22 protein-coding genes are annotated in these 21242 nt (G+C 59.0%); 11 read left to right on the top strand and 11 right to left on the bottom strand.

The window, feature by feature from the left end; all coding sequences use genetic code 11:
- Window positions 1–2 precede the first annotated feature (2 nt).
- Entirely contained in the window at window positions 3–698 is a 696-nt protein-coding gene (locus ERE07_RS05975) for an amino acid ABC transporter permease (protein WP_130007907.1), read from the top strand.
- 16 nt (window positions 699–714) lie between these two features.
- Window positions 715–1440 carry an amino acid ABC transporter ATP-binding protein gene (locus ERE07_RS05970; RefSeq protein WP_130007906.1) on the top strand — a complete coding sequence of 242 codons (726 nt, stop codon included), beginning with the start codon at window positions 715–717 and terminating at the stop codon, window positions 1438–1440.
- Window positions 1441–1680: 240 nt separating this feature from the next.
- Here the strand turns inward: ERE07_RS05970 and thiC are convergent, their stop codons facing one another.
- The 3 genes from thiC to nhaA all read right to left on the bottom strand — a co-directional run bounded on the left by thiC (window position 1681) and on the right by nhaA (window position 6652).
- Window positions 1681–3594, bottom strand: coding sequence for a phosphomethylpyrimidine synthase ThiC (gene thiC, locus ERE07_RS05965; protein ID WP_130007905.1), 1914 nt, complete (start codon window positions 3592–3594; stop codon window positions 1681–1683).
- A gap of 279 nt (window positions 3595–3873) precedes the next feature.
- Window positions 3874–5259, bottom strand: a complete 1386-nt coding sequence (gene dbpA, locus ERE07_RS05960; RefSeq protein ID WP_130007904.1) for an ATP-dependent RNA helicase DbpA — start codon at window positions 5257–5259, stop codon at window positions 3874–3876.
- Between the two features lie 19 nt (window positions 5260–5278).
- Window positions 5279–6652 carry a Na+/H+ antiporter NhaA gene (gene nhaA, locus ERE07_RS05955; RefSeq protein ID WP_130007903.1) on the bottom strand — a complete coding sequence of 458 codons (1374 nt, stop codon included), beginning with the start codon at window positions 6650–6652 and terminating at the stop codon, window positions 5279–5281.
- Window positions 6653–6788: 136 nt separating this feature from the next.
- Here nhaA and metC point away from each other — a divergent pair, with 136 nt between their 5' ends.
- Together metC and speB are read left to right on the top strand one after the other, a co-directional pair.
- Window positions 6789–7961, top strand: a complete 1173-nt coding sequence (metC, locus tag ERE07_RS05950) for a cystathionine beta-lyase (RefSeq protein WP_130007902.1) — start codon at window positions 6789–6791, stop codon at window positions 7959–7961.
- A gap of 43 nt (window positions 7962–8004) precedes the next feature.
- Complete coding sequence (speB, locus tag ERE07_RS05945) at window positions 8005–9063, top strand: agmatinase (protein ID WP_130007901.1); 1059 nt, start codon at window positions 8005–8007, stop codon at window positions 9061–9063.
- A 75-nt stretch (window positions 9064–9138) separates the two neighbouring features.
- On the opposite strand, the gene ERE07_RS21620 is transcribed toward speB, so the two are convergent.
- Window positions 9139–9312 (bottom strand): hypothetical protein, encoded by a 174-nt coding sequence (locus tag ERE07_RS21620; RefSeq protein ID WP_167670748.1) that lies wholly within the window; start codon window positions 9310–9312, stop codon window positions 9139–9141.
- A gap of 42 nt (window positions 9313–9354) precedes the next feature.
- Window positions 9355–10551, bottom strand: coding sequence for an MFS transporter (locus ERE07_RS05940; protein WP_130007900.1), 1197 nt, complete (start codon window positions 10549–10551; stop codon window positions 9355–9357).
- Between the two features lie 165 nt (window positions 10552–10716).
- On the opposite strand from ERE07_RS05940, the gene ERE07_RS05935 reads away from it, so the two are divergent.
- Together ERE07_RS05935 and ERE07_RS05930 are read left to right on the top strand one after the other, a co-directional pair.
- Window positions 10717–11487, top strand: a complete 771-nt coding sequence (locus ERE07_RS05935; RefSeq protein ID WP_130007899.1) for a sulfite exporter TauE/SafE family protein — start codon at window positions 10717–10719, stop codon at window positions 11485–11487.
- A 99-nt stretch (window positions 11488–11586) separates the two neighbouring features.
- The gene (locus ERE07_RS05930; RefSeq protein WP_130007898.1) at window positions 11587–12795 is read left to right on the top strand and encodes an MFS transporter; all 1209 of its coding nucleotides are present in this window, start codon (window positions 11587–11589) and stop codon (window positions 12793–12795) included.
- 92 nt (window positions 12796–12887) lie between these two features.
- Here ERE07_RS05930 and ERE07_RS05925 read toward each other — a convergent pair whose 3' ends face one another.
- Together ERE07_RS05925 and ERE07_RS05920 are read right to left on the bottom strand one after the other, a co-directional pair.
- Window positions 12888–13169 (bottom strand): peptidylprolyl isomerase, encoded by a 282-nt coding sequence (locus ERE07_RS05925; protein ID WP_130007897.1) that lies wholly within the window; start codon window positions 13167–13169, stop codon window positions 12888–12890.
- Window positions 13170–13267: 98 nt separating this feature from the next.
- On the bottom strand, window positions 13268–13708 hold the full coding sequence (locus tag ERE07_RS05920) for a MarR family winged helix-turn-helix transcriptional regulator (RefSeq protein WP_130007896.1): 441 nt from the start codon (window positions 13706–13708) through the stop codon (window positions 13268–13270).
- 97 nt (window positions 13709–13805) lie between these two features.
- Between ERE07_RS05920 and ERE07_RS05915 the strand changes: the two genes are divergently transcribed.
- The gene (locus ERE07_RS05915; protein WP_130007895.1) at window positions 13806–14159 is read left to right on the top strand and encodes a DUF1428 domain-containing protein; all 354 of its coding nucleotides are present in this window, start codon (window positions 13806–13808) and stop codon (window positions 14157–14159) included.
- 4 nt (window positions 14160–14163) lie between these two features.
- Window positions 14164–14640, top strand: a complete 477-nt coding sequence (locus tag ERE07_RS05910) for a VOC family protein (RefSeq protein WP_130007894.1) — start codon at window positions 14164–14166, stop codon at window positions 14638–14640.
- A 14-nt stretch (window positions 14641–14654) separates the two neighbouring features.
- Here ERE07_RS05910 and ERE07_RS05905 read toward each other — a convergent pair whose 3' ends face one another.
- A complete protein-coding gene (locus ERE07_RS05905; protein ID WP_130007893.1) occupies window positions 14655–17051 on the bottom strand; it encodes a catalase in 2397 nt (798 codons plus the stop codon).
- A 216-nt stretch (window positions 17052–17267) separates the two neighbouring features.
- Between ERE07_RS05905 and ERE07_RS05900 the strand changes: the two genes are divergently transcribed.
- A complete protein-coding gene (locus ERE07_RS05900) occupies window positions 17268–17876 on the top strand; it encodes a TetR/AcrR family transcriptional regulator (protein ID WP_130007892.1) in 609 nt (202 codons plus the stop codon).
- Window positions 17873–19015: a YbfB/YjiJ family MFS transporter gene (locus ERE07_RS05895; protein WP_130007891.1), complete on the top strand. Its 1143-nt coding sequence runs from the start codon at window positions 17873–17875 to the stop codon at window positions 19013–19015. The genes ERE07_RS05900 and ERE07_RS05895 overlap by 4 nt, the downstream gene beginning before the upstream one ends.
- An 83-nt stretch (window positions 19016–19098) precedes the next feature.
- Here the strand turns inward: ERE07_RS05895 and ERE07_RS05890 are convergent, their stop codons facing one another.
- Window positions 19099–19674, bottom strand: a complete 576-nt coding sequence (locus ERE07_RS05890) for an NUDIX domain-containing protein (protein WP_130007890.1) — start codon at window positions 19672–19674, stop codon at window positions 19099–19101.
- 202 nt (window positions 19675–19876) lie between these two features.
- Complete coding sequence (locus tag ERE07_RS21615) at window positions 19877–20053, bottom strand: hypothetical protein (protein WP_167670746.1); 177 nt, start codon at window positions 20051–20053, stop codon at window positions 19877–19879.
- Window positions 20054–20204: 151 nt separating this feature from the next.
- Here ERE07_RS21615 and ERE07_RS05885 point away from each other — a divergent pair, with 151 nt between their 5' ends.
- Entirely contained in the window at window positions 20205–20807 is a 603-nt protein-coding gene (locus ERE07_RS05885) for a hypothetical protein (RefSeq protein WP_130007889.1), read from the top strand.
- Window positions 20808–20814: 7 nt separating this feature from the next.
- On the opposite strand, the gene ERE07_RS05880 is transcribed toward ERE07_RS05885, so the two are convergent.
- Window positions 20815–21237 carry a LysR substrate-binding domain-containing protein gene (locus ERE07_RS05880; RefSeq protein WP_130007888.1) on the bottom strand — a complete coding sequence of 141 codons (423 nt, stop codon included), beginning with the start codon at window positions 21235–21237 and terminating at the stop codon, window positions 20815–20817.
- Window positions 21238–21242: the final 5 nt, after the last annotated feature.

Genomic DNA, 21242 nt, shown 5'->3' with positions numbered 1-21242 from the left:
CCATGTTAGAGTTTCTGAACACTTATGGATTGATGTTCCTGGTGGGCTCGTGGCCCAACGGGCCGGTAGGCGGGTTTGCCGGCACGCTGATTCTGGCTGCGCTGGGGCTGGCGGGCGCGTTTCCGTTTGCGCTGCTGGTTGGTGTTGCTCGCACCAGCGACTTCAAGCCTGTCAAGATCGCCTCTGCCGTGTGGGTCTATACCTTCCGGTCTATCCCGCTGATCATGATTATTTTCTGGGCGTATTTCCTGCTGCCGGAGCTCATCGGCACGGAGGTGCCGCCGTTTTCCACGGCCTTGTGCGCCATCATCGTTTATGAATCGGCGTTTCTGGCGGAGATTATCCGGGCTGGGCTTGAGTCTCTGCCCAAAGGACAGGTCGAAGCATCGCGCGCCATCGGGCTGGGTTACTTCAGAACGTTGCTGTTCATACAGTTGCCACAGGCACTGAGCAATATGATTCCTTCCCTGCTCAACCAGTTCGTGTCCACGATTAAAGCGACTTCGATTGCATACATTATTGGTGTGCAGGAAGCGGCGTTTTCCGCACAGCAGATTAACAGTATCGAGCTGACAGGAACACTGCGCACCTACATGATTCTTGCCTTGTTCTACTTCTTGCTTTGCGCATTGCTGTCCAGGCTGGCAAAAGTGCTGGAAGTGCATCTGACCAACAAGCGCCTGGGCATCATGGCCTGACCCACAGGAGAGACAAATGATTCAGTTTGAGAACGTCAACAAGTGGTACAAGAAGTACCATGCCCTGAACAACATCTGCGGCGAAGTGAAGAAGGGTGAGGTGCTGGTTGTCTGCGGCCCGTCGGGGTCAGGAAAATCCACCATGATCCGCACCATCAACAAGCTGGAAGAGATCCAGAGCGGCACGATACGGATACAGGGACAAAGCATTACCGACAGCAAGGTCGATATCAATCGGCTCAGGGCTGGCATAGGCTTTGTGTTTCAGCAATTCAACCTGTTCCCCCACTTGTCGGTCAAGGAGAACATTGCCTTGTCTCCCATCAAGGTGGGAGGTTTGTCGCGCAAGGAGGCTTACGATCTGGCCGAGGCGCTGCTCCACAAGGTGGGCCTGAGCGCCAAGCTGAACGAAATGCCTGCCAATCTGTCAGGGGGGCAGCAGCAGCGCGTGGCGATTGCGCGCGCCCTGGCGCAAAAGCCGCCGGTCATTCTGTTCGACGAGCCTACCAGTGCATTGGATCCGGAAATGGTTGGTGAGGTGCTAAGCGTGATGAAGGCATTGGCGGCGGAAGGCATGACCATGGTGTGCGTCACCCACGAAATGAATTTTGCCCGTGAGGTGGCGGACCGCATTTGGTTTATGGACCAGGGCGAAATTCTGGAAGACAGCAGGCCAGATGAGTTCTTCCGCAGTCCTAAGCACGATCGTACGAAAAAGTTCCTGGCTGATATTCTGCACTGAGCACTGAGCACTGAGCACTGAGCACCAGGCACCAGGCACCAGGCACCAGGCACCAGGCACCAGGCACCAGGCACCAGGCACCAGGCACCAGGCACCAGGCACCAGGCACCAGGCACCAGGCACCAGGCACCACGTACAGGTACACAGGTACAGGTACACAGGCACCGGGCGACCGAGTGCCGAATGCTCCGTGCTGCTGCCGGCGCCAGGGGCGTATGCCGATGGCGCCGGGCCAGCCGTTCAGGCCTCGTGATAAATACGCGCGCCTTTCTTCAGGAACTCAATGGATTTTTCCTGCATGCCGCGCTGTAGTGCGTCTTCTTCCTGCAGCCCCTTGTTCTGCGCATACTCTCGCACATCCTGCGTGATCTTCATGCTGCAGAAATGCGGCCCGCACATCGAGCAAAAGTGCGCCACCTTCATGGAATCCTTGGGCAGGGTTTCGTCATGGAAAGCGCGCGCGGTATCAGGATCGAGCCCAAGATTGAACTGATCTTCCCAGCGGAACTCAAAGCGTGCCTTGGACAAGGCGTTATCCCGTATTGCCGCGCCCGGATGGCCTTTGGCCAGATCGGCAGCATGCGCGGCAATTTTGTAGGTGATGATACCGTCCTTGACGTCCTGCTTGTTGGGCAGGCCAAGGTGCTCCTTGGGCGTGACATAGCACAGCATGGCGGTGCCATACCAGCCGATCAGCGCAGCGCCTATCCCGGAAGTGATGTGGTCGTAGCCCGGCGCAATGTCGGTGGTCAGCGGGCCCAGGGTGTAAAAGGGCGCTTCATGACAGTGCTCGAGCTGGAGATCCATGTTCTCCTTGATCAGATGCATGGGCACATGCCCCGGCCCTTCAATCATGACCTGCACGTCGTGCTTCCAGGCAACCTGCGTAAGCTCGCCCAGCGTTTTCAGCTCTGCGAACTGGGCTTCGTCGTTGGCGTCGTAACCTGAGCCTGGGCGCAGGCCATCGCCCAGCGAGAAACTGACGTCGTAGGCCTTCATGATGTCGCAGATATCGTCGAAACGCTCATACAAAAAGCTTTCACGGTGATGCGCCAGGCACCATTTGGCCATGATGGAGCCGCCGCGAGAAACAATACCCGTCATGCGGTCTGCCGTCATGGGTATAAACGGCAGCCGCACGCCCGCATGAATGGTGAAGTAATCCACGCCCTGTTCCGCCTGTTCGATGAGCGTGTCGCGAAAGATTTCCCAGGTCAGTTCCTCGGCTTTGCCGTCTACTTTTTCCAGTGCCTGGTAGATGGGCACGGTGCCAATCGGCACCGGCGAGTTGCGCAGTATCCATTCGCGGGTTTCGTGAATATTCTTGCCGGTCGATAAATCCATGACGGTGTCGCCGCCCCAGCGTATCGCCCAGGTCATTTTCTCGACTTCGTCGCTGATGTTGGAGCCCAGCGCGGAGTTGCCGATGTTGGCATTGATTTTGACCAAAAAATTGCGGCCGATGGCCATGGGTTCGATTTCGGGGTGATTGATATTGGCCGGAATGATGGCCCGCCCGCGGGCCACTTCGTCGCGCACAAATTCCGGTGTAATGGATCCGGGGATGGCTGCGCCGAACGATTGCCCCGGGTGCTGGCGCAACAGGCGTCTGGCCTGTTTTTCGCCATCGGGTCCGCTTCGGTGCAGCGTCTCGATGTACTCCTCGCGCCGCAGGTTTTCGCGCAGCGCGACGAACTCCATTTCGGGCGTGATGATGCCGCGGCGTGCATAGTGCATCTGCGTGACATTACAGCCCGGCTGTGCCCGGCGCGGCGGCCGCACGCGCGGAAAACGCATGCTGTCCAGGCGGCTGTCCTGCTGGCGCAATCGGCCGTACTCGCTGGTGATGTCTCCAAGTATTTCGGTGTCGCCGCGCTCGGCGAACCAGGCTTCACGCACCGGCGCGAGGCCTTTGCGCAAATCTATGGTGGCTGCGGGATCGGTGTAGGGGCCACTGGTGTCATACACCGTCAGCGGTGGGTTCTTCTCGCCGCCAAACATGGTGGGGGTGTCATCTTGTGAGATTTCACGAAAAGGTACGCGGATGTCAGGCCGGGACCCCGTCAGATAGACTTTACGCGAGCAGGGAAGGGGAGTGATGGCAGCCGTGTCAACGGTGGCCTTATTGGCGGAAAAAGCGGGATTGGACTTCAAGGCGTGCTCCAAAAAAATACATGGAGCCGATTGGGAATTGTCTCGTGACTATAGGAAAGATGACGCAAGGTCGAGAGACGACGCAAGGTCAGTAGAGGAACGAGCACGCTCCCAGCATCGGCGTTATCCGTACTGGTACGAAGGGTTTTATCTCAACCTGCCGGACCATGAGCCCGGCAAGTACCCCTGCGTGCTGCGTAGTATAAGTGATAAACCCATCCATGCCCACATGCATAGGAAACTGCTGTTTTCTACGCATGTCGTCTGCATGCCCTCCTGTTAGTCCCCCAACAGTTTCATGCGCTGCGGCTTGCCTTTGATCAGCGTACGGCTCAGGCGCGGGTAAACCGAACGCGCGATGCTGCGGTCCAGTGCGACGTAGCTGACCTGATCGGTGATGGCGATCTTGCCGACTTGTTCGCGCGTGAGGCCACCATCGCCGGTGAGCGCGCCAAGCAAATCACCTGGACGCAGCTTGGCTTTTTTACCACCGAGCACCAGCAGCGTAACCATTGGGGCCTGCCTCGGCCGCCCCTTGGAGGCCTTGAGGGTGTGGATATCGGACCAACGCAGCGGTTCGCCCAGGTACTTTTCGATCTGCGAGGCAGGGTAGCTTTCCTGGGGCGAGCATAAGCTCAACGCCAGGCCTTTTTCCTGCATGCGGCCGGTGCGACCGATGCGGTGCACATGCACTTGAGGATCGCGGGTGAGTTCGACATTGATGACGGCCGCCAGCGATGGAATGTCCAACCCCCTGGCCGCGACGTCGGTGGCGACCAGCACATTGCAGCTTTGGTTGGCGAACTGCGCCAGCACGTCGTCGCGGTCGCGCTGATCCATGTCGCCGTGCAGGGCCAGGGCGCTGAACCCCTCGTTGCGCAGGTACACCGCCAGATCGGCGCATTGCGCCTTGGTGTTGCAGAACGCCAGCGTGGATTCGGGCTGGAAGTGATTGAGCAGGCGCGCGGCGGCCTCGAAGCGGCGCTCGTCGTCGATCTCGTAGAAATGCTGTTCGATCTGGCTGTCGTCGTGCAGGGTTTCTACTTTGACCTGCACGGGATTATTCAGGAAGCGGTCGGCGTCGTCGCGGATGCTGTCGGGGTAGGTGGCCGAGAACAGCAGCGTTTGGCGGTCGTCGGGACAGACGTTGACGATGTCGACCACATCGGGGAAGAAACCCATGTCCACCATGCGGTCTGCCTCGTCCAGCACCAGGGTATGCAGCCCGGAAAGGTCCAGGGTCTGGCGCTCGAGATGGTCGATCAGGCGGCCGGGAGTGCCGACAATAATATGCGCGCCATGCGCCAGCGATTCGACCTGAGGCCGCGCGGACGCACCACCCGTGAGCGTGAGCACCTTGATGTTGCCATCGGCTCTTGCCAGGCGGCGCAGCTCCACGGCCACTTGCTCCGACAGTTCGCGCGTAGGACAGATGACCAGCGCCTGAACGGCGAAACGCGCAGGGTTCAGCCGGTGCAGGATGCCCAGCCCGAACGCCGCGGTTTTGCCGCTGCCTGTTTTGGCCTGGGCGATCAGGTCGCGGCCTTCGAGAATAATCGGTAGGCTTTGCGACTGGATAGGCGTCATTTCCAGATAACCCAGTTGCGCCAGGTTATCCAGCTGGGCGGGGGATAGCGGAAGTGAAGAAAACGAATGTGTGGTCACAATAATTGCCGGTGGCGGATCAAAGAGCCAGTCTATCAGGTATGGCGTTCGCACCTTGCCGCGTCTTGTAGTACACCCCCCATGCCAAGCCCAGCACGGCTGCTGCGCAAGACGCGATGAGCACGCCGAGCTTGGCCGCGCCGAGCAGGCTTGCATTATTGAAAGCAAGCGTTGCGATGAAGATCGACATGGTGAAGCCTATGCCCGCCAGCAGGCCCACCAGTGTCAGGCCGGACCAATTGACGCCGGGGGGCAGGCTGCAGAGCCCCAGCCTGACGGCAATCCAGCTAGCGGCAAGCAACCCCAACGGTTTGCCGACGACCAGCGCAACAATGATGCCCAGCATGATCCCCTGTGCGCTGCTTGAGCTGAGATCGAATCCTTCGAGCGTGACACCCGCGTTGGCCAGCGCAAAGATGGGCATCACGCCATAGGCAACCCAGGGGTGCAGGGCCATTTGTACACGGGTGACGGGTGGAAGGAATTCTCGCTGAGCGATTCTGAGCGTCTTGAGCGGCTTGCCCGCATGATGCGGATCGCTGCCAAGTGCTGAGTCGTCGAGTTTGTCGACGGCGCGCCGGGCAAGCTCCACCGGATGAGCGGGAAGGTAGCGGGGAAGCACGGGCGTCATGAGCCCGAGGACGACGCCTGCGAGCGTGGGATGCGCCCCCGTCTGGAGCAGACCTGCCCACAGGATGGCGCCGGGAAGGATATACGCCCAGGCGGAACCTATGCCCATGCGTTGCAGCATGAGCACGGCAGCGATGCCGGCGCCGGCAACCAGGAGGCCGGTGTAGTCGAGCCCGCCCGAATAGAACAGGGCGATGATGAGCACGGCGGCGATGTCGTCGATGATGGCGACCGCCAGCAGAAAGATCCGGAGGCTGCCCGGTATGGACCGCCCCAGCAAGGCCAGCACGCCCACTGCAAATGCAATATCCGTGGCGGTGGGCACCGCCCAGCCATGGCGCAGGATGGGATCAGCGCCATTGAAGGCGAAGTAGACGAGCGCGGGCACAGCGACGCCGCCCAATGCCGCTGCCAGCGGTAGCGAAGCCAGCTTCAGATTGGACAATGCGCCTTCGTGGATTTCCCGGCGGATTTCCATGCCCACGACGAGAAAGAAAACCGTCATCAGGGCATCGTTAACCCAGAAGTGCAGGGAGTGCGAGACCACATGGGATCCTATGCCGAATGACAGCGTGGTATGCCAGAGATCGTGATAGCTGTTTGAGGCGGGAGAATTGGCCCAGATGAGCGCAGCCGCGGCAGCGAGCAGCAGTGTAATGCCGCTGACTGCTTCGATATGGAGAATACGTTCGATGACCGAAAAGGCGCGTTCGGCATATCGCTGTGGGCGCGGCTTGGTTTGCCGCGTAGCAGGTGTCGTCATGGTCGTGGCGTCTCCGCGCGGCGGCCCGACCTGCGCTGAAACCTGCCCTGCGGCCGCACCATGCAACCGTGACACCCGGCGCGTAGTATAGACTATCGATGTCATATGCGACCAACAGGTATTCAGGTTAAATCACATGTCCAGTAAACAGAACAGCTGTTTCAATGTTGCCACCCAGTTAACCCGGCTGGGGCGCGATCCTGGTGAGCAACATGGTTTTGTCAACGCACCCTTATATAAGGGATCGACGGTCATCTACCAAACCATGGATGATCTCGAGCATCGCCGCAGTCGTTTCACGTATGGCACCGCGGGCACGCCCACGATTGCCAATCTGGAGAACGCGTGGACGCAACTGGCGGGTGCGGCGGGCACCGTATTGTCGCCGTCGGGATTGGGGGCGGTAACTTTGTCCCTGTTCAGCACGACCAAGTCGGGCGATCATATTCTGATGCCGGATTCGGTCTATCGTCCCACCCGCAATTTCTGCAATGGCATGCTGGCGCGCTACGGCGTGACAACCACCTATTACGATCCGATGATAGGCAGCGGCATCGAGGCGCTGGTGCAACCGAATACGTCCACGATTTTTCTCGAAGCGCCTGGCTCCCAAACGCTGGAGGTACAGGATGTGCCAGCGATTGTCGCGGTGGCGCGCCAGCACGGCATCAAGACGATTATCGACAATACCTGGGCAACACCGATTTTTTTCCGGGCGCACGATCATGGGGTGGACGTGTCTGTGGAGGCCGGTACCAAGTACCTGGGGGGCCATTCCGACCTCCTGTTGGGCCTGGTGTCCGCCAATGCCGAAAGCTGGCCCGCACTGCGTGCCACCTACGATGCCATGGCCATGCTTCCGGGCGCGGACGACTGCGTGCTGGCGCTGCGTGGCATGAGAACCCTGCACATGCGGCTTAAAGAAGCGGAGCGCAGGGGGCTGGACATGGCAAGCTGGCTGCAGGCCCGGCCCGAGGTCAGCCGCGTGCTGCATCCCGCGTTCGAAAGCTGCCCGGGGCATGAATTCTGGAAGCGCGATTTCACCGGATCTTCCGGGCTGTTCTCCATTGTGCTCAAGCCAGGTTACACCAGGGAAGGCCTGGCCCGCATGCTCGATCACATGGCGGTTTTCGGCATGGGCTTTTCCTGGGGTGGGTACGAAAGCCTGATCATTCCTTTTGACTGCGCCCAGTATCGTACGGCAACCTCCTGGAAGCCCGAGGGATTGGCCTTGCGTCTGCAAATAGGCCTTGAAGACATCGACGACTTGAAACACGATTTGGATCAGGGCTTTGCCAGACTGAAATAGCAAAACGCAGGGCCCGGCGGTAAACAAGGAGGCGGCGACAACCATGGATTACGACCAGAAAAAACTGGCAAGCCTGCGGGCCCGCTTTGCGGGCGAAAACGAAGCAGTCATCCACGATACGCATTTTTCTTCCGTGGCGGCGCATATCATCGATGAGCACGGAACGCGCGCGGCGCCTTATGCGGGTATGCCCACGCTGCTTGATGCCGCCCTCCACCAGATGGACTGGACCCGTCCCGACTTCGGCGATTTGCAGGCCTGTCTGATCGGTGTACCCATGGATTTGGGGATTACCAACCGTAATGGCTGTCGCTTTGGTCCGCGCGCACTGCGTGTCATTGAGCGTGTGGGCCCCTACAACCATGTGCTTAAATGCGTGCCCACCAGGCAATTGCGCGTTGCCGACATCGGCGATGTTCCCTTTCGCAGCCGCTTCAGCCTCGACCAATCCCATCGCGACATTGAGTCTGCATATGATGCCATACATGCCGCCGGCGTGATTCCGTTGTCGGTGGGTGGAGATCACTCCATCACGCTGCCCATACTGCGCTCCCTGGGCCGCGACCGTCCGCTGGCGCTCGTGCATATTGACGCGCATTGCGATACCGGCGGACCATTCGATGGCACGCGTTTTCATCATGGCGGTCCATTTCGGCAGGCCGTGCTGGACGGGGTGCTTGATCCGGACAAAACCATACAGATAGGCATTCGCGGATCCGCGGAGTACCTGTGGGAGTTTTCCTACGAATCAGGCATGACAGTCATTCATGCGGAAGAAATCAATGCCATGGGCATGGCCGCGGTGGTCGCCAAGGCACGCGAGGTCGTTGGCGACAGTCCGGTGTATGTATCCTTCGACATTGACAGCCTGGACCCCGCTTTTGCGCCGGGCACGGGAACGCCTGAAGTTGGCGGCCTGACAACCCGTGAGGCCCTGGATTTGGTGCGCGGCCTGGCGGGTATAAACATTGTCGGCGGGGATGTCGTGGAAGTCTCGCCGCCTTACGATGCGACGACGAACACTGCCCACGCGGGGGCCCAAATTCTGTTTGAAATACTTAGCCTGATGTGCTTGCGGCTTGCGCGCGGCGACAAGGCTTGAAACGGCAAGGCGCCATGTAGTAGAGATGGGTGCGCTTCGCCTGCGCGCCACGGTTGGTGAGGCCCGGGTGCGGCCTCAGAATCCGCAGAGTGCCGCCAGGTTTGCCCATTGCACGCGCATATCGGGCGTGAGATACCCGACAAATGCCAGCGCAATCACCAGCGTCAATGCAATCCAGCCAATGACGCGCCAGCTTCTGCGTGGCTTGCGCTGCGCCGTTTGACTTACGGAATGTGAGGGCTTATCCATGATGAACGCCTGATGGGCCACGTAGACTTTGTCATCATTACATCATGCCGGCCTGGGGCTGGCCAGCACCTGTTCTTTGACAGGCAGGCACAGGGCAGCGGCCACCACCGACAGCACCACACCCGCCACCCATACTGACGTATAGCTGCCGGTTGTCTGGTAGGCGTAGCCGCCCAGCCATACACCGCCAAAGCTTCCGATCTGATGACCAAGGAAAGCGATGCCCGACAGGGTTGCCGCATAACGCAGCCCATAGATATGGCCTATAAGACCTTGGGTGAGCGGAACAGTGCCCAGCCAGAACAAGCCCATCCAGGCGGCAAACACATAGACCACTGCAGGCGTCAAAGGCATGGCCAGCAGAAAAATCATGCCGAAGGCGCGCAGGAAGTATACCCAGGCCAGCAAGGTTTTCTTGCTGATCCGGCCGCCCAATTTGCCCGCATAATAAGACCCTGCAATATTGAATAGCCCGATGAGCGCAATGGCCGTGGCGCCGTGCGTGGCGGTCAGGCCGCCATCTGTAAGAAAAGCGGGCAGATGCAGGGTGATGAAGGCCGTGTGAAACCCGCAGACAGCATAGCTCCAGAACAGAAAGTGAAAGGAACGGTCTGCCAGCGCCTGCTTGACCGCAGCGGCCAAAGAGTGGCCGCCTGCGTGGGCGTCGGGCCGTCCTTTCAGAAAGTAGGCGAGCGGTATGCCGCTGGCAATCATCAGCGACAGCATCCACAAGGCACCGGTCCAATCCATGGTGGAAATCAGTAGCTGGCCTGTCGGCACGATGGCGAACTGGCCGAGCGAGCCGCCCGCGCTGGCGATGCCCATGGCGGTGCTGCGGTAGGCGGGCGGCACCGACCGCGCCACTACAGGAAGGATCACTGGAAAGGTGGTGCCAGCCTGGCCCAGGCCAACCAACACGCCTGCCGTCATATAAAGCGTAAGCTCGGAGTGCGCGTAATACATGCCTATCATGCCGAGCATGTACAGCAACGCCCCCAGCGCGATCGTGCGCCCGGCGCCGTAGCGGTCCGCCAGCATGCCCATGAAGATGGAACCAACGCCCCAGACAATATTCTGTATGGCGAATGCCATCGAGAAGGTGTCGCGGCCCCAGCCTTGCGCTACGCCCATGGGCTGCATGAAAAGGCCAAAGGTTGCGCGCACGCCAAGCGCCAGCAATACGATAAGCGCACCGATGAACAGGGTGCGCATGGAGAAGGCGTTGGATTGGGCGGACATTGGTGGCTCTGCTAAAGGCGGGTAGGGCAACCCGTTTTCTGGAAAACGAATAGTAGCAGTTAGACAGTGCAGGAAGTTAGAGTATTTTCATTAAAAACGAGACAAAAAGTTCCGTTTTCTGTATAATGGAATGTTGAAAAACTCACGATCAGCTCGTTACTCTGTATGATTCCCGGCATCACTGTGCTTGTTCCTTTCATCCTGATCGTTGTTGCCGGGGTCTATTTCCAGACCGTGACGGGCTTCGGCCTGTCCATGATCGTCATGGGAATGGCGGGCGGCATGGGTGTGGCTTCGGTGGCCACGCTTGCATCGGTGGTCAGCATTGTGGCGCTGGTCAATAGTGCGGTCGCCTTGCGGGGCACGCATCATCATATCAATTGGCGGCTCATTGGCTACATGGTGGCAGGTGTGCTCCCTGCAAGCGTGCTTGGCGTTATCGTGCTGGATTTTCTCAGCGATTCCGCCGCCGATATCATCCAGTTGCTCCTGGGGCTGGTCATTGCGTACGGGGGCATTAATTTTGCCTGGCGGCCCAAGCCGCTTACCTCCCTCTCAGGTCGCGCCAGCTTTGTGTATTACGGCTTTCTGGGCGGTTTGATTGGCGGCATGTTCGGGATACCGGGCCCGCCCCTGATCTTTCATCTCTATCGGCAACCGATGACCCTGCCCCAGATACGCGGGCTGCTCATTTTTATCAACGCGGTTGTGGCCTTGGCGCGTACGCTGTTTGTTGGGGCCCAGGGACAGCTCGGCATGGATGTCATCGTACTGAGCGCCGTGTGCCTGCCCATGGTCGCGATCGCGACCGTGCTGGGTAAACGCTTTCCACCGCCCCTGTCCGCGGATGCAATGCGGCGTCTTGCGTTCGCCGTGCTCGTGATCATGGGGATGGCGCTGATGCTCCCCGTGCTGCTGGGCTACTGGAATCGTTAAGCGCGGGGCAGCTAAAATACGACTTTGTACGCCCGTCCCGCTATTTCAGCCTGCCTCGCAAAAGGCCGCGCGGGCGGCATCACGGATTACCTCTTGCTCATGTCTTCTCCCCGTTCACGCCCCCAGGCCGCACAGCGATCGCCTGGTCTCATTCTGTTCGCCCTGGCGATAGGTGCTTTTGCCATCGGTACGACCGAATTCGCAACGATGAGCCTGCTGCCTTATTTCGCCAAAGACCTGAATATCGACGCGCCCACCGCAGGCCATGTGATCAGCGCGTATGCATTGGGCGTGGTCGTTGGCGCGCCCATACTGACCGTGCTGGCGGCACGCCTGCCGCGCCGCACGCTGCTGATCTGGTTGATGACCATGTTCGCGGTGTTCAACGGGCTGAGTGCATTCGCGCCTACCTACGAGTGGATGTTGCTGCTGCGTTTCCTCAGCGGCCTGCCGCATGGCGCCTACTTTGGCATCGCATCGCTTGTCGGCGTGTCATTGGTGCCCCTTAACAAGCGTAATCAGGCGGTAGGCCGGATATTTCTCGGATTGACGGTCGCCACCGTCGTGGGTGTGCCGTTTGCGAACTGGCTCGGCCATGCGGTGGGCTGGCGCTGGGGATTCGGGCTGGTGGCCTTTACCGGGGCGCTCACTGTGGCGCTGGTCGCCTGGCTGGCCCCCGCGACACCAGCGGAAAAAGGCGCGAGCCCGTTGCGTGAGCTTGGCGCCTTAAAGCACGCGCAAGTCTGGCTGACGCTGTCTATCGGCGCCATCGGATTCGGGGGCTTGTTCGCCGTGTATACCTATCTGGCCGATACACTCATGGCGGTTACGCTGGTGTCCCCCGCCATGGTGCCTGTTGTGCTGGGGGTTTTCGGGGCAGGCATGACTGTAGGCAACATCATCGTGCCGTGGTTCGCAGACCGGGCTCTGATGCCCACGGCGGCTGGATTACTACTCTGGAGCGCTGTCATGCTGGCGTTGTTCAGCCTGACGGCGGGCAGCGCATGGGCCATCAGCATCAATGTGTTTTTCATTGGCTTTGGCGGAGCGCTGGGCACAGTCCTGCAAACGCGCTTGATGGATGTCGCAAAGAACGCACAGGGCTTAGCTGCGGCGTTGAATCATTCGGCGTTTAACTTTGCCAATGCCTTGGGTCCCTGGCTGGGCGGGCTGGCCATTGCACATGGCTACGGCTGGACATCACCGGGATGGGTGGGCAGCCTGCTGGCGTTGGGCGGCCTGGTATTGCTGTTGCTGTCAGTGTGGCTGGACCGGATGCGTGGCCCACTGCGGGCGCAGCGGGCCTGATGCCATGATCATCCCGATCGGGCGGCTGTGCTGGCCGCGATCAACAGGAATGCGCGCAGCGCCGTCATGTGGCCGCGACGCCGCGCAACGAATTAATCCTGGCGGTCAGTGACTTCGAGCAGGTGATAGCCAAACTGCGTCTTGACTGGGCCTTGCACAACGCCAACCGGCGCGCTGAAGACGACTTCGTCGAACTCCCGAACCATCTGGCCACGGCCAAAGGTGCCAAGGTTGCCGCCGTCGCGGCTGGACGGGCAGCTAGAGTTTTCTTTGGCAACTTGCGCAAAATCAGCGCCGCCTTCGATGGCGGCCTTCAGTTCGCTGCACTTGGCTTCGGTGTCTACGAGGATATGACGGGCGGTGGCTTGAGCCATGGGTTTTACTCCTTCAAAAATAGTTTTGACAGAGTAACTTAATCTGGCCCCGGCGTGTTCCGTTGCGACGGCTGGCTCGCCCACCCGCGGGTAAGCGTTTATGACAAGGCCCGCAACCCTTGCCGCATGGTTTCGGGGAGCAGGTCGCCCAGTGCGGCTTCGATTTCGGCATGGGTGCGGCGCCAGATTGGCAGCGCTGCGGCGAGCACACTGTGACCTTGCTCGGTCAGCTTGAGGCGGCGGCTGCGGCGATCTGCCGGGTCTGCCTCGATGGTGAGCAGGCCGTCTCGCTCCAGCGGCTTGAGCGCGGCGGTAAGCGTGGTTCGATCCATAGCCAGTAATTGGGCGGTAGGCATCATGGCGGGCGGCGAAGGCCGGTTCAGTGACATCAGCAGCGAGAACTGGCCATTGGTTAGCCCTACAGGTCGCAGCGCGTCGTCAAAACGACGGGCCAGCGCCCGGGCAGCGCGTTGCACGTGCAGGCAAAGGCAGGTGTCGCGTACTTCTAGTGTTGTTTCGAAAGGAATTGTATTTGACATGATATGACTATTATGTTGATATAAACGTAAATGTCAAATAGCCGTAGGGCAAGGCTGAAAGCACTCGCGGCGATTATTCACCCACAGGAGGCAGGCAATGAGTTATATCGAGGGATTTGTGGCGGCAGTGCCGTCGGGCAACAAGCAGGCATATAGCGACCATGTCACGGAAGCGGCGGGATTGCTGAAGGAGTTTGGCGCCACGCGTGTCGTGGAGTGCTGGGGCGACGATGTGCCGGATGGAACGGTCACTGATTTCAAGCGTGCTGTTCAGGCGAAAGAAGACGAAGTCGTCGTGTTCAGCTGGCTGGAGTTTCCTTCCAGGGAAGTGCGCGATGATGCGTTCGAGAAGATGATGTCAGATCCACGTATGCAGGCCATGGGCGAGCGCATGCCATTCGATGGCAAGCGCATGATTTTTGGCGGATTCGTGCCTCTTCTGGATGAGTAAAGCGATGGCAACCATTACACAGAACCTCTGGTTCGCCAAGGATATGGATGAGGCCGTCGCGTTCTACACCTCGCTGATTCCTGGCTCATCGATAACGTGGCGCATGGCTTTGCCGGCGGAAACGCCCAGCGGGCCGCCGGGCAGTGTGCGGCTGACTGCGTTCACGCTGGGTGATCAACGTTACCTGGCCATGGAAGCCGGCCCGCTCGACGACTTCAATCACAGTTTTTCCATTTCGGTTGAATGCGAGGATCAAGCGGAAGTGGATCGATTGTGGGAAGCGCTGGGCGAGGGAGGGGCGTACGAGGAATGCGGCTGGCTGCGCGATCGCTGGGGGTTATCCTGGCAGATCGTGCCCCGGCGACTGAACGAACTGATGCGCGATCCCGATGAGGACAAGGTCAAGCGAGTGGTTGAAGCGATGCTGACGATGGTCAAGCTGGATGTCGCGGGCCTGGAAGCCGCAGCCCGCGACAAGTAACAATCCCTACTCATTCAGACCATGGGAGGATCGGTTTCCCGTTCGAAATGGCGATGTTTCGCCAGCGCATCGATAAATTGAGTTATTCGCTGTTTGTCCAGCTTGGGCACCACGATCAACCCCGCATCGGGTTCGTCCGCGGGGATGCCGGCTGCCTCGAGTAATGCGCTGGCAGTCCCGCTGACCAGAATGGTCTTGCAATGCCGATACTGGTCTTGCGCAAACTCTTTGGCGAGTCCATCAACAGCGGGGGCATCAGCGGCCGTTGCGCCATCTGGCGCCAGAAACCCATCGAACAATACAGCGGGCTGGTTTTCCAGAGACGCGTCAGCATCAATCAGCGAACCATCCGAGGCCTTGAAAGGGCCGATGCGTGGCCCCACCAGTCTGACGACCGCGCCTTCGTCCTGAAGCGCTTGCGCTGCGCCTCGAACCTGATCCCCATCAACACCGTCGGCCACCAAGATAGCAACCTTGCGCGTACGTATGCCGACGCTGCCCGGCCTGGCCGTAAGGGACAGTGATGGCGACGCTGTGATCTCCGGCGCCTGAGGGTCGGCGAGCGCCAGCGGCATCGGCTCTGGCAGCGGCATCCCCAATCCCTGTGCAATGTCTGCCGCCAGGCTTTCCGAGACATTGCGCAGCATGGAGACGGTGCGTTCCCGTATCGCTGGCACAGTGACTTTGCTCAGTTCGAAACGATAGGCATTGGCAATATGCTTTTGTTCAATCTCGGTCTGGCTGTCGTAGAACAATTTTGCCTGCGCGTAATGCTCGGCAAACTTTTCCGGCTTGCCTCGTACCTCGTCTTGCTCCACCGGTTCAGGAAACGAGACGAAGCCGGCCGTTCCGGCCTGGAATGGACAGCCGCCCGCCAATGAGTTGGGTTCATACGATACGCGCCCGCGATGAATGGCTTGCCGGTGCATGCCGTCGCGCTGATTATTGTGAACAGGCGCGAGCGGTGCGTTGATGGGCAGCTCGTGGAAGTTGGGCCCGCCAAGGCGGGTGATCTGTGTATCGATATAGGAATGGATTCGGCCCGCCAGCAAGGGGTCATTGCTGAAATCCACGCCCGGCACCACGTGGGCAGAACAGAAAGCGACCTGTTCGGTTTCAGCAAAGAAATTGTCCGGATTGCGATTGAGCACCATGCGGCCTATGGGCTGCACCGGCACCAGCTCTTCGGGAATCAGTTTGGTGGAGTCGAGCACATCGAAACTGAAGCGCTCTGCCTCTTCCTCGCTGAACGTCTGTATGCCTAGCTCCCATTCGGGATACTCGCCCGCATCAATGGATTCCCACAGATCCCGTCGGTTAAAGTCTGGATCCGCACCGGCAATCTTCACGGCCTCGTCCCACACCAGGGAGTGAGTGCCCTGCGTTGGATTCCAATGGAATTTAACGAATGTGGATTCGCCGTCCTTGTTGACGAAACGAAAAGTATGTACACCGAAGCCCTGCATCATGCGAAAGCTGCGTGGAATGGCGCGGTCGGACATCAGCCACATGAGCATATGGGTTGATTCCGGCATCAGTGACACAAAATCCCAGAACGTGTCGTGAGCGGAGGCCGCCTGCGGCATGCCATGGTGCGGTTCCGGCTTGACCGCATGCACAAGGTCAGGGAACTTCATCGCATCCTGGATAAAGAATACAGGCATATTATTGCCGACCAGATCCCAGTTGCCTTCATCGGTATAAAACTTGACCGCAAACCCCCGCACGTCGCGGGCCGTATCCTTGGATCCGCGCTCGCCCGCCACCGTTGAAAAACGTACAAAGACGGGTGTGATCTTTCCTTTCTCGCTGAAAAGAGAAGCCTGAGTCAGCGAGCTTAATGGCTTGTAACACTCAAAATACCCATGCGCCGCCGAGCCGCGCGCGTGAACCACACGTTCTGGAATGCGTTCGTGGTCGAAGTGGGTAATTTTTTCACGAAGGATGAAGTCCTTCAGCAGGGCCGGGCCGCGCAATCCGGCCTTGAGCGAGTTCTGATTGTCAGATACCTTGACACCCTGATTGGTGGTGAGCGCCTGCCCGCCTGCATCAGCACGCACTCGACCCAATGAACCGCCTGCGGCGTTTTCGCCCGTGACCGCAGGGCCACCGACCTTGTCGCTGTCGTTGGTCTCGGACAGCGTGCTGCCGGTAGTCTGTTCGGAAGGCGGCTCGACCTTCGCCCCCTGTGGTGGAGACAAGGCATTGTCATGACCATATTCGCTTTTCTTGGTCGGATTGTGAGGCATTGCAGCGGCCATTGCGCCGACCTCTGCGGCTTTGTTCACAGAAGGGTGCTTGCTGTCCGGATTGGGTGGCAGGGCGGGGCCGCTGTCGGTATTGGTAAACGCACTGTCGACAGAAGTCTGTCGTGCGTTGCGCCGCGGTGTACCATTCTTGGAAGTTGCCATGCTGTATTCCCCTTGGGTCAAGATAGAGCGTCGTCGCGGTGCATATACAGAAGCCGTCGCAGTGACGATCGCCGAAGACTCAGGGTTACAGCAAGCCTTATGCCTGTCTGCCTGAAAGCGAAGCAAATAACAAAAAACGTATGTTTCTGTTTTAATTATACAGACTGGTATGTATAATTAATCCACACCCGGCTTTCGTTTGCAAGGAATGTTCTCATGGCGCGCCCAATCGGTTCAACCTCATCTGCGCGGTTGCGCATCCTGTCCTGCGCGTCTGAACTGTTCTATCGCAAGGGCGTCAATCATGTGGGGGTGAATGAAATCATTGATGCCAGCGGCGTGGCCAAGATGACGCTTTATCACCATTTCAAATCCAAGAACGACATCATCACCGCTGTGCTCGATGCGCGCAGGCAGCAGCGCAGCGAGGGTCTCCAGGCAGCAATGGCCCGGGCCCGCACGCCGCGGCGCCAGATACTGGCAGCCTTCGACTATCTCGACGATATCATTGGCGATCCGGCGTTTCGCGGCTGCGCCTTTATCAATACCACGGTCGAACTGGCCGAGCCTTCGCATCCCGCGTCGCGCATATCCACACAGCACAAGCAACACATGATCGACGAATTCGAACGTGTTGCGGCGCAGGCCGGGTGGCGCAACCCCAGGTTATTTGCTTTGCAGTGCCAGTTGTTGTGGGATGGCGCAACGGCTGCTGCACAAGTCAATTATGACAATGCGCCTGTGCGGGCCGCACGCAGCGCCGTCGAAACGTTAATGGAATCCGTGCAGCCCGAGAAAATGCAGTCGGCTGGGGGGCGATCATGAGGCCGACGGCTGTTGCCTGGGCTTTGTCCGGCGGCTCGGCGGTTGCCGTGGGCTTTGCGCGCTTTGGCTACGCGCTGATTCTGCCTGCGATGCAAACCGATCTGCAGTTGAACTACGCGCAGGCGGGCTGGCTCAATACCGTGAACTCGCTGGGTTATCTGCTGGGCGCCTTGCTTGTCATTTATTTTGTAGCCGGCTTGGGAAACCGCCGGTTGTTTATGTGGGGCATGGTTCTCACGACGCTGTCGGTGCTTGCATGCGGGCTGACACGCGACTTTCTTTGGTTGAGCGTATTCCGGTTCTTGGCCGGTTTTGGTGGGGCGGGCACGTTTATTTGCGGCGGCGTGCTTGCGGGCGTGATCGGCACGCGCGCCATCGTCGTGTTTTTTAGCGGGGGTGGCCTGGGCATGCTGCTGACGGGTGCAGTGCTGCCATGGCTGTTCGAGCTGCAAGGGCCGGCTTCCTGGCCTGTAGCCTGGCTGGCAACCGGCATCATCTGTATACCGCTTTCGATTGCAGCCATCAGCGCCGCTCGGACCATTGCCGAGCCTTCTTCCGCGCAGTCCAGCGCACGCTGGCCCTGGCGCAAGTGTATGCCTGTACTGGTGTCGTATTTTATTTTCGGCTTAGGCTATATCGCCTATATGACTTTCATGGTGGCCTGGGTCAAGCATCACGCCGCGGACAACACGCGGCTGGCCATCACCACCTCCGTGATGTGGGGGGTGTTGGGCGTCATGACATTGCTGGCGCCGCTGCTCTGGGCGCGTCTGTTCGACGGACGGCAGGATGGCAGACCCATGGGTTCTGCGCTGATTGTATTGACGATGGGGGCGGCCCTGCCGTTAATCCTGCCTGATCTCGTCGGCATCTGGCTTTCGGCGATGTTGGTGGGTGGCAGCGTTTTCATGGTGCCGTCGGCCGTCACCGGTTTTGTCAAAAGCAATCTGGCGCGCCCAGCCTGGGGCAATGCCATGGCGATCGCCACCAGCCTATTTGCAATGGGGCAGACGATAGGGCCCGCCGCCTGTGGGTGGATCAGCGATAGAGCCGGATCCCTGTCCGTTGGTCTGGCCGTATCAGCAGCGATGCTGCTCCTGTCGGGCGCACTGGCATTGCTGCAGAAACCGGTGGCGTAAGGCCGTGCCGTGTGGCGTTGTGCTGGTTGGCGCCCCCACCAGCAATGCGTGCCCGCCGTTTGGTTGGCTGCCTGGCGTGTGGCTTACTGCCAGTCCAGCTGCCAGGCCCCTGATTGCACATTTTGCAGCCACAGCGTGCAGGTAAGCGTTTTGGCGTCTGTCACGTCGCCTTGCCGGCATGCTGCGAGCAGATCATCGATTGCCATGCTTTGCACCTCAAGGAACTCGTCTTTGTCGAGTTGCGGCGCGCCGGCGACCATCTGCCTTGCAAAAAAAATATGAATGATCTCAGTGGAATAGGCGATCGCCAAGTGCAGCGCGCCCGCATGGGCCCATTGGCCGGCTGTATAGCCTGTTTCTTCCAGTAGTTCGCGTTTGGCACAGACCAAGGGATCTTCGCCCGGATCAAGCTTGCCTGCCGGGAATTCTGTCATCACTCTGCCTACCGGGTAGCGAAACTGCCGCTCCAGCAGCACATGCTGGTCATCCAGCAATGGAATAATGACCACCGCGCCCGGATGCACGATGTATTCCCGGCTTGCGATGCCGCCATCAGGCAGGCGCACCATGTCGCGGCGGGCTTTGAGAAAGCTGCCGTTACAGAGGGTTTGACTGTCAATCAGGGTTTCGATCAGGTGTGTATCGGGTGCATCAGCCATGTTGTCAGGCGAGTGGTTGCGGGTAACCGCATTCTAGCCTGTGCTTTTGGCGTGCAATGATCGTAAGGGGGGTTGGCAGCTTTGTGCGCGTTGTTGTGCCATGCGCATTTGAAGCGGAATGACGTATTGTTTGACCTTCCAGTTGCGATACGGTGTTGCAGTCTTGTTTGGGGCAAGCATTCGATACTCCCGATAACCTGCATTAATCAATGGGCAGCGCCCAGGTATAAACAAACTCTGCCGAGGCTGCGGCAAGAGCGGCAAAAAACAAAAGGGAAAAAATGACGATGATGGCGTGAAGGACAGTGCCAACATGATAAGTGACATCTGATTCGGCCAAAGGCCGTGGATTGTGTTGCTCGATCAGGTCTGAAAGCATATTCTTTATCCTCTACCTCAATCTGCGCGGCGTCAATACTGACAAACCATAATGCCACGAAAAGGTTTCAGTTATGCGACATACGGTTGGTGCCGGGCATAAGTGCCAACGATATACTCCAGCCAGCACATCGCCGGAGGAGGACCTGAACATGGAGCCCGTACTGCTGCCGCATGCATCGGCAACCGAAGCCTTTACGCATATCCGCATCATCATCGGCATGGTGCTTGGCCTGTGCATATCGCGCTTGTTGATCGGGGTGGCCGGCCTGCTTCAGCATCGTAAGCCTGGCATTATCTATCCTACACATCTCTGCTGGGTAGCCTTCGCGCTGCTGTCGGTTGTGCATTTCTGGTGGTTTGAATTCAATCTGCGGACTTTGCCGGTTTGGACCTTCCAGATCTACGTTTTTGTGATTTTCTATGCAGGCCTCTACTTCCTGCTCAGCGCCATGCTGTTCCCTGGCGATATGGAAGAGTATGCCGGGTATCGCGATTACTTCATGTCTCGCAGAGCGTGGTTTTTTGGGTTCATGGTGCTCATCTACCTCGCCGATATTGTCGATACGCTGATCAAAGGCTGGGATCACTATGCGGTGTATGGCATCGAATATCCTTTGCAGGTGACGGCGTTCATTGTTCTGAGCCTGGTTGGGATCTGGACGCGCAGCGCAGGGTTCCATCGTGCATTTGCGATACTGGCACTGGTCTACCAGGTCACCTATACCGTCAGGCATTTTTATGTGCTGACCTGAGCGCTGGTCAATCCGTAGTGCTGCTCAGCAGCCACGATTCAACAATGGTTGCCTGGGCGGGCTGGCGTTCATGCTCGGGACGCACCACGTAATAGGACAGGCCATCGAGATGTGTGTGAGCACATACCTGCAACAAGCCGAGGCTTAGCTCGTCATGCACCAGAACCTGGCTCAGCAGGGCAACGCCTTGGCCTGCGACCGCAGCCTGGATGGCGTGACTCTCTTCAGAATAGCGAATGCCTGTTTCGGTACCGGGCATCGCAATGCCAGCCGCCTTGGCCCATGCTGACCATGTCAGATCAATGGGCATGGGCTGCTCCCAATCAAAGTGAATAAGCGGCCAGTCCAGTGTCGAGCCTGGTGCTCCTACCTTCAGCGCGGGGCTGGCTACGGGGATAAAACGGTCTTTCAGCAAAAGTGTGGACTGCATCCCCG

The sequence above is a fragment of the Allopusillimonas ginsengisoli genome (genome assembly GCF_004153455.1).
Lineage (GTDB): Bacteria > Pseudomonadota > Gammaproteobacteria > Burkholderiales > Burkholderiaceae_B > Allopusillimonas > Allopusillimonas ginsengisoli.
This window is presented reverse-complemented; position numbering and strand designations above follow the sequence as displayed.